Genomic DNA, 8,281 nt, shown 5'->3' on the forward strand with positions numbered 1-8,281 from the left:
CAGGCCGCCTCCAAGGAGTCGGAGAACAAGCCGTAAGACAGAACGGAACAAACAGCGCATCCGGCGTTGGATGCGCTGTTTTCCTGCCGGATTTTTGAAAATGATGTGGATTTTTGACGGATGATATTCCGTTTTGTGTTCGCTGTCGGGCATACACCGCGCCGCCGTGGCACATACTAGCGGGGATCACGGAGGTGGAGCATGAATCGGATTTCATCCAATTATGAGGAAAATGTGCAATGGTTCAACGACGTGCTAGGGGCAGGCCGCAGCTGCGACATGGTATGTCGGGACCTGTATGTGGGCGGCCGGCGGGCCCGGTTCTGGGTCATCGACGGCTTCGGCGGGGACGCCATCCTGGAGCGGATGGGGGCCTTCTGGCTGTCGCTCCAGCCGGAGGCGGTGCAGGGCCTGACGGAGATGCAGCAGTTCGCGGACCGCTATGTGACCTTTATGGAGGTGAACGTCAGCTATGACCGGGATGACATCGTCACCTCCGTGCTGATGGGCAAAAGCCTGCTGGTGATGGAGGGGCTGTCCGGCGCGGCGCTGATCGACGCCAAGGAGTATCCCAGCCGCAGCGTGGGAGAGCCACCGGACGGCAAGGTCCTCCGGGGCTCTCACGACGGATTCATTGAGGCGGTGGTGCCCAACATGGCCATGCTGCGCCGCCGCATCCGGGATCCCCACCTGACCATGGAGGGGCTGAAGGTCGGCCAGCGGACCCACAGCGACGTGGCGCTGTGCTACCTGGATGACCGGGTGGACCACGCCCTGCTGGACGAGCTGCGCCACAAGCTCCAGAACATCCAGGCCAACTCCCTCACCATGGCGCAGGAGAGCGTGGCGGAGGCCATCCGCCCCAAGCAGTGGTACAACCCCTTCCCAAAGGTGCGGTACACTGAGCGGCCGGACACCGCCGCCGCCTGCGTCATGGAGGGCAGCATCATCCTGATGGTGGACAACTCTGCGGCGGTGATGATCCTGCCCACCACCTTTTTTGACTTTACCCAGGAGGCCAATGACTTCTATTTTCCCCCGCTGGTGGGCACGTATCTGCGGGTCCTGCGGGTGACGGTGTTCCTGATCTCCCTGCTGATTACCCCTGCCTGGTACCTGATGGTCAGCTCGCCGGGGCGCCTGCCGTCCTGGCTGGATTTCCTCTCCTCCCCGGAGCCGGCGGCGCTGTCTCTGCTGTCCCAGCTGCTGGTGGTGGAATTCCTGATCGACGTGCTGAAGCTGGCGTCCCTGAACACGCCGGATACGCTGTCCAACTCCTTCTCCATGCTGGGGGCCTTGATCCTGGGTGATTTTGCCGTGCAGGCCGGATGGCTGGGGCCGGAAGTACTGGTGTATATGGCATTCGTCTCCGTGGCGGGCTTCGCCCAGCCCAGCTATGAGCTGGGGTACGCCTTCAAGCTGCTGCGGGTGGCGCTGCTGCTGCTGACAGCGGCCTTCGACGTCTGGGGATTCTGCCTGGGGTTCGTGGGCATCCTGGTCCTGCTGGCCACCACAAAACCCCTGGTGGGCCACGGGTATCTCTATCCCCTGATCCCCTTCAACGGCAAGGCGCTTCGCCGGCTGCTGGTGCGGGAACCCATCAATCGGGACAACACCTGAGAGACCCGCGCCTCCCCGCACGCGCCGGACAGGATTCTGTCCGGCGCGTTTTTTACCCGAAAGCAGAAAATTTTTCAAACTGTGGCATTTCCAACCTCTTTTGGAAAAAATGGGCGCTCTGATGAAACGGACTGCGGGGACAAAAGCCCACCCCGGTGCGTTTGACGAGGAGAGAAGGGACTCATATCACGGATCATCATGAACTTCTACACCCCTTCAGATTTGGATGGAGGGGAAATTTGAACAGGCGGGAGAGATGCAGCCGGCGGAGAGAAATGAGGGGCCGCCACAGCTGCTCCGGTGGCCGGACGGCCCGGCTGCCGTCTTTGCAGCCGCGCTGGAGACGGCCGTGCGTGCCTGCATGGCGCCGCCCGGCGGGGGGAAACTGTTTTTCGCCGACTTGACGAAATTTCCGGCTGTTTTTTCACTCTCCTGCCCAAAACGGGGAATGTGCCAAAATTTTTGTTGTATTGCACCGGCAAAGGTTGTATAATTTCTACATTAGGCATCCCCGGCGGCCGGTGGGACTGGCCGCGGCAACAGCACAACATAAGGAGTGGAACAAACATGAGCTATTCTGTACAAAACATCCGCAACGTCTGTCTGCTGGGCCACAGCGGAAACGGCAAGACCGCCCTGGCAGAGAGCCTGCTGTATATGACCGGGGCCATCGACCGGATGGGCCGGGGCGCGGACGGGAATACGGTCTGCGACTATGATCCGGAGGAGACCAAGCGGCAGATCTCCATCTCCACCGCTGTGGCGCCGCTGGAGTACAAGGGGTGCCGGATCAACGTGCTGGACACGCCGGGCGCGTTCGACTTCGCCGGCGAGGTGATCGAGGCTCTGCGGGCCGCCGACGCCGCCATCATCGTCTGCTCCGCCAAGGACGGCGTGTCCGTGGGCCTGGAGAAGGCGTGGAAATACTGCGAGGAGCGGAATATGCCCCGCTTTATCTATATCTCCAAGACCGACGAGGACAACAGCGACTACAACGCCACCTTCGAGGCTCTGCGGGCCCGGTTCGGCAACAAGATCGCGCCTCTGGTGGTGCCCATCTGGGACGAGGGCAAGAAGGTCACCGGCATCATCGACGTGCTGAACAAGCGCGCCTATGAGATGCAGGACCAAAAGCGGGTGGAGATCGAGATCCCCGAGGGCAAGGACGCCGTCATCGAGGAGTTCAACAACGCCCTGAAGGAGTCCGTGGCCGAAACCAGCGAGGAGTTCATGGACAAGTTCTTCGGCGGCGAGGACTTCACCTACGCCGAGATGATTCAGGGCCTGCGCCAGGGCGTGCGGGAGTTGAGCCTGTTCCCCGTGCTGTGCGGCTCCGCTGTCAACTGCATGGGCAGCCTGATGCTGCTGGACGACATCGTGGACCTGCTGCCCAACCCCATGGAGGGCAACTATCACAAGGCCACCCGCCAGGACGGCGAGACGGAGCCCTTTGTGGTCTCCCCCGGCGGCGTGCCTACGGCCTTCGTGTTCAAGACCGTCTCTGACCAGTACGGCAAGTACAGCTTCGTCAAGGTGCTCTCCGGCACCCTGACGCCGGATCTGCCCATGGTCAACGCCCGCACCGGCGTCTCTGAAAAACTGGGCCGCCTGTACACCATGCGGGGCAAGAAGGCCACCGAGGTGAAGGAGCTGGGCTGCGGCGACATCGGCGCCATCGGCAAGATGGAGAAGGTCAAGACCGGCGATACCCTGTGCGACGCCCGGAAGGTCGTCGCCCTGAAGGAACTGCCCTTCGCAGAGCCCTGCTATTCCGTGGCCATCGTGCCCAAGACCCGGGGCCAGGAGGACAAGATCGCCCAGGGCCTGGCCCGTATGAACGAGGAGGATCCCACCTTCTCCGTCACCAACAACGCCGAGACCCACCAGATGGTGCTCAACGGCTCCGGCGACATGCAGGTGGATGTGCTGGTCAGCAAGCTGAAGAGCCGCTTCAATGTGGAGGCGGATCTGAAGCCCGTGCGGGTGCCCTATCGGGAGAAGATCCGCAAGACTGTCCAGAAGCAGGGCCGCCACAAGAAGCAGACCGGCGGCAGCGGCCAGTTCGGCGACGTGTGGATCCGGTTTGAACCCCAGACGGAGCAGGACGACATGATCTTCGCCGAGGAGGTCTTCGGCGGCAGCGTGCCCAAGAACTTCTTCCCTGCGGTGGAGAAGGGCCTGCGGGAGGCCTGCGCCCACGGTCCCCTGGCGGGCTATCCCGTGGTGAACCTGAAGGCCGTGCTGTACGACGGCTCCTACCATCCGGTGGACTCCTCCGAAATCGCCTTTAAGACCGCGGCGCAGCTGGCCTACAAGGCCGCCCTGCCGGAGGCCAACCCGGTCCTGCTGGAGCCGGTGGGCGAGCTGAAGGTCACTGTGCCCGACAGCTACATGGGCGACGTCATCGGCGATCTGAACAAGCGCCGGGGCCGCGTCATGGGCATGGATCCCACCGGCGACGGCAACCAGGTGATCTCTGCGGAGGTGCCCATGGCTGAGATGGGCAGCTACGCCATCGATCTGCGGTCTATGACGCAGAGCCGCGGCAGCTTCACCTTCCACTTCGTCCGCTACGAGGACTGCCCGCCTGCGGCCCAGGAGAAGGCCATCGCGGAGGCGAAGGCGCTCCAGGCGGCGGAGGAAAGATAACGCACATTTGCAAAAACCAAAACGGCGGGGAGCAAACTCCCCGCCGTTTCTGTAAGCAGAAATGCCACAAGCTGTTAATTTGTATGAAAGGAGCGGGCACATGTATCAATATAAATACATTCCGGTGGATACCGGTGGCGGATTTCTGTCTGGCTCCCGGGAGCACCGGGAGCTCATCGACAAATACGCCGCCGAGGGATGGCGGTATATAGGATTTTTTCCGGTGAGCTTCACGGGGCACGGCGGGATTAGCCAGGTGGACCTGATCTTTGAACGGGAGTCGTAAATTGCCGACTTAAAATCCAGGAAAAGTTTTCTATTAGTTGCAAAAGCAACTTCAAAATATTAGAATATCCTGTTATACTCAAACTGTCCCAAGGGGACTGAGGAAAAAAGGCTTTCAAAAAAGATAAGTATAAAAGGAGGACATTTACTATGAAGAAGTGGGTCTGCTCTGTCTGCGGTTATGTTTATGAGGGCGAGAATCCCCCCGAGAAGTGCCCCCAGTGCGGTGTTCCCGCCTCCAAGTTCACCGAGCAGAAGGGTGAGCTGAGCTGGGCTGCCGAGCATGTGGTCGGCGTGGGCAAGTCCTTCGGCGAGTCTGTTCCCGCCGAGGTCCAGAAGGAGATCATCGACGGTCTGAACGCCAACTTCACCGGCGAGTGCACTGAGGTCGGCATGTATCTGGCCATGTCCCGCGTGGCATATCGTGAGGGCTATGCCGAGATTGGTGAGTATTGGCGCCGGGCCGCTCTGGAAGAGGCCGAGCACGCTGCCAAGTTTGCTGAGCTGCTGGGCGATGTGGTGACCGACTCCACCAAGAAGAACCTGGAGATGCGGGTCGAGGCCGAGAACGGCGCCACCCTGGGCAAGTTCGAGCTGGCCAAGCTGGCCAAGCAGTACAACCTGGACGCCATCCACGACACCGTGCATGAGATGGCCCGCGACGAGGCCCGTCACGGCAAGGCGTTCGAGGGCCTGCTGAAGCGGTACTTCGGCTGATTCGAAAAGTCCATACGGCAAATCCCCCCGGCCGCCGGCCGGGGGGATTTTTATAAAAAGAGAGGTAAGACCGTTCGCGCCGCACGAAACTAATCAGAATCTGTAACATCTTTCAAGGCCCTGAGGGGCGCTTGCTTTTCTGCTCCCATATACATGAACTGATGTTGGTTGATCTGGTCATACATCAATTTCGGTTAACATGCAGGCAGAAAGAGAGGCTTGCGTGTGATGATCTCCTATGACAGCCTGCGGGACAAAATGAAGGAAAAAGGCATCTCTCAATACGCCCTGATTAGGCGCTGGCACATCAATCCAGCCCAGATCACCCGCCTGAAGCGGAATGAGAGCGTCAGCCCCCACACCATTGAGATGTTCTGCAAGATCCTGAAGTGTGAGGTGGGGGACATTATGCGGCATATTCCGGACGGGAAAGCGTAACGGCAGAGCAGGCCGCACGCTCTGCCGTTTTTTGCCGTCCCCGGCCCGATTCTACGCTCCGCAGACAAAATTCAAGGGCGGGGGGTGGTCAAACAGCCTGATTTGCGGTATGCTGAGGCCAGAGAGGAGGGAGGCCCATGGATGCCGGAAAGACAGGCGCCTATCTGGCGGCGCTGCGGAAAGCCCGGGGCATGACCCAGCAGGAGGCGGCGGATCAGCTGGGTGTCTCCAACAAGACCGTGAGCAAGTGGGAAAACGGCGCGGGGCTGCCGGATATCACCGTGCTGCCTGCCTTGGCGGAGCTGTACGGCGTCACCGCCGATGACATCCTGGCGGGAGAGACCTTGCGGGGCCGGCCAGCGGAGGCCCAGGGACCGGCACGGCGGCGCCTCCTGCTGCTGCGGCTGCGGACCCGGTTCGACCTCTGTTTCATCGGCAGCCTGGCGCTGGGTGTGCTGGCGGCATTCCGGGTGGCCTATGTCAGTCTGGCGGCCTGGCCGCTGTCGGTGGGCCTCTTATGGATCGGCTATGTGCTGGCTGTCCATCCGGCCCGGTACGGTGATATATCGTTGGATGCTAAAATTTGGGAAAACCTGTACCGCAAGCTGCTGGCCGCCTCCGCCGTCCAGTGGTGGGCCCTGCTGCGGCTGGTGCGGCTGGGCAGGCTGGAGGTGGACTTTGCGGAGATGCGGTACTACGACACCATGCAAGCCTGGAAGCCGCTGCTCTTCGCCGTGGGGCTGGCGCTGCTGTGCGCCGTGCTGGAGCGGGCCCTGCGCCGCCGGGCGGGGGCGGATGCCTCTTTGCTGTGGATACCGGAGCGGCTGCGGCCAATGCTCCACCGGAGCGGCGGCTTCCTGCGGCGGACCCGGCGGCTCTGGCTGGTGTGGCTGGCGTGGGCGGTACTTCTGGCGGGGCTGTGGTTCCTGGCGGACGGCCAGCTGGACCGGGTGTTGGCGCCCTGGATCGCCCGATATGGGGAAGAGCTGGTCCGCGACGGGTTCCCGGAGAGTTGGACCATCCTGCGGGGGCGGCTGGAGGCGGATGTGGCACTCTGGCTCCGGCTGCGGCAGGGGGTGCTGATCGCCGGCGCCGTCTCCGGGGCTGGCGTGCTGGTTTGGACGCTGCTACATTGGAAAAAGCGGCGCCCCCCTCTTGCGGAGGAGGGCGAAACATGATAGAATCTCTCCGGCGAAGAATAAGGGGAGAAGTGTATGTATCACTATATTTTCTTTGATTTGGACGGCACGCTGACAGACTCCAAGGAGAGCATCCTCAACAGCCTGCGGTATGCCTTTGACAAGCTGGGGGAGCCGGTGCCGCCGGAGAGCACCCTCATCAAATTCATCGGCCCGCCCCTGCAGGACTCCTTCGCGGAATTCTGCGGCTTTTCGGCGGAGCGGGCCGCGGAGGCCATCGCCGCCTTCCGGGAGCGGTACGAGCCTGTCGGCAAGTTTGAGAACATGGCCGCCCCCGGCATGGCGGACCTGTGCGCCCGGCTGAAGGCCCGGGGCTATGTGCTGGCTCTGGCCTCCTCCAAGCCGGAGAGCCTGTGTGTGCCCATTTGCGAGAAGTTCGGCTTCACGCCGTCTCTGGCTGTTGTGACGGGCAGCCCGCCCGTGGGGGACTGGAGCAAGGCGGACGTGATCCGGGAGACTATGCGCCGCCTGGAGCTGAGGGAGGCCCACAAGCCGGAGATCCTGATGGTGGGGGACCGGAAGTTCGACGTGCTGGGCGCCAAGGCGTGCGGCATCGCCTGCGCGGGTGTGGAGTTCTTCGGCTACGCCGCCCCCGGCGAGCTGGCGGAGAGCGGCGCTGTGGCCGTGGTCCGGACACCGGAGGAGCTGGAGCAGTTCATCCTGACCCATTGAATGCGAAAAAAGAGGCGGCGCCCATGGGGCGCCGCCTCTTTCAGGCGCTTCGGTATTCAGCCGACGGTTTCCGCCTCGAGGACTTCCGGCAGGGTCAGGCCCTCACCAGTGAGATCGGCGGTGAGGATGGGGTCGATGGGCACCGCCAGATACATACTATTGCCGTAGACATAGGCGCCGGAGGTAACGGCTACCGCCTGACCGTAGACGTTCAGCAGGGCGCCGCCGCTGCTGCCCTCGGAGATGTCGGCGGTGCTCATGACGCAGGGCAGGGCGTACCGCTCCACATCCCGCTGCGTGGCGCTGACGATGCCGGAGCTGACTGCCAGCCCCAGGCCCAGGGGATTGCCGATGGCGTAGACCGTGTCGCCCGCCCGCAGGTCTCCGGTGCCGGAATCCGCGATGTCCAGCGCGGCAAAAGCAGAGGTGTCGTGTCCCTTCAGGGCGGCGTGGGAGACGCGGATCACCGCGATATCGATGTCCGGATCGTAGTAGATGACCCGCTCCACTTCATATACATCCCCGGTGGAGAGCGTGGCGGTGGCAGAGACCGCGTCCGCGATGGAGTGGTAGTTGGTGATGGCCAGCCCGTCCTCCGTGATGAAGAAGCCGCTGGCCTCGCCGGTGACAAGGCCCTCGTCCCGGTACGCCTCCGTCTCATAGGTGTCCAGACGGAACACGGCGGCCGCGCAGCGGTCCGC

The 8,281-nt window shown here is 62.4% G+C and carries 8 protein-coding genes; 7 read left to right on the forward strand and 1 reads right to left on the reverse strand.

Features of this window, described 5'->3' with window-relative positions; genetic code table 11:
• Positions 1-201: 201 nt before the first annotated feature.
• The 7 genes from HMPREF1546_RS14560 to HMPREF1546_RS14595 all read left to right on the forward strand — a co-directional run bounded on the left by HMPREF1546_RS14560 (position 202) and on the right by HMPREF1546_RS14595 (position 7,580).
• Positions 202-1,620, forward strand: a complete 1,419-nt coding sequence (locus tag HMPREF1546_RS14560; protein ID WP_021751395.1) for a spore germination protein — start codon at positions 202-204, stop codon at positions 1,618-1,620.
• A 567-nt stretch (positions 1,621-2,187) separates the two neighbouring features.
• The gene (locus HMPREF1546_RS14570; protein ID WP_021751393.1) at positions 2,188-4,269 is read left to right on the forward strand and encodes an elongation factor G; all 2,082 of its coding nucleotides are present in this window, start codon (positions 2,188-2,190) and stop codon (positions 4,267-4,269) included.
• 100 nt (positions 4,270-4,369) lie between these two features.
• On the forward strand, positions 4,370-4,555 hold the full coding sequence (locus HMPREF1546_RS14575) for a DUF4177 domain-containing protein (RefSeq protein WP_036631361.1): 186 nt from the start codon (positions 4,370-4,372) through the stop codon (positions 4,553-4,555).
• A 149-nt stretch (positions 4,556-4,704) separates the two neighbouring features.
• Positions 4,705-5,271, forward strand: coding sequence for an NADH peroxidase (locus HMPREF1546_RS14580; RefSeq protein WP_021751391.1), 567 nt, complete (start codon positions 4,705-4,707; stop codon positions 5,269-5,271).
• A gap of 228 nt (positions 5,272-5,499) precedes the next feature.
• A complete protein-coding gene (locus HMPREF1546_RS14585) occupies positions 5,500-5,709 on the forward strand; it encodes a helix-turn-helix transcriptional regulator (RefSeq protein WP_021751390.1) in 210 nt (69 codons plus the stop codon).
• A gap of 137 nt (positions 5,710-5,846) precedes the next feature.
• Positions 5,847-6,887 (forward strand): helix-turn-helix domain-containing protein, encoded by a 1,041-nt coding sequence (locus tag HMPREF1546_RS14590; protein WP_021751389.1) that lies wholly within the window; start codon positions 5,847-5,849, stop codon positions 6,885-6,887.
• A gap of 36 nt (positions 6,888-6,923) precedes the next feature.
• A complete protein-coding gene (locus HMPREF1546_RS14595) occupies positions 6,924-7,580 on the forward strand; it encodes an HAD hydrolase-like protein (RefSeq protein ID WP_021751388.1) in 657 nt (218 codons plus the stop codon).
• Between the two features lie 56 nt (positions 7,581-7,636).
• Here HMPREF1546_RS14595 and HMPREF1546_RS14600 read toward each other — a convergent pair.
• On the reverse strand, positions 7,637-8,281 hold a 645-nt coding region (locus HMPREF1546_RS14600), incomplete at its 5' end, for a S1C family serine protease (protein ID WP_021752070.1).

The organism is Oscillibacter sp. KLE 1745 (assembly GCF_000469445.2).
GTDB lineage: Bacteria > Bacillota > Clostridia > Oscillospirales > Oscillospiraceae > Oscillibacter > Oscillibacter welbionis.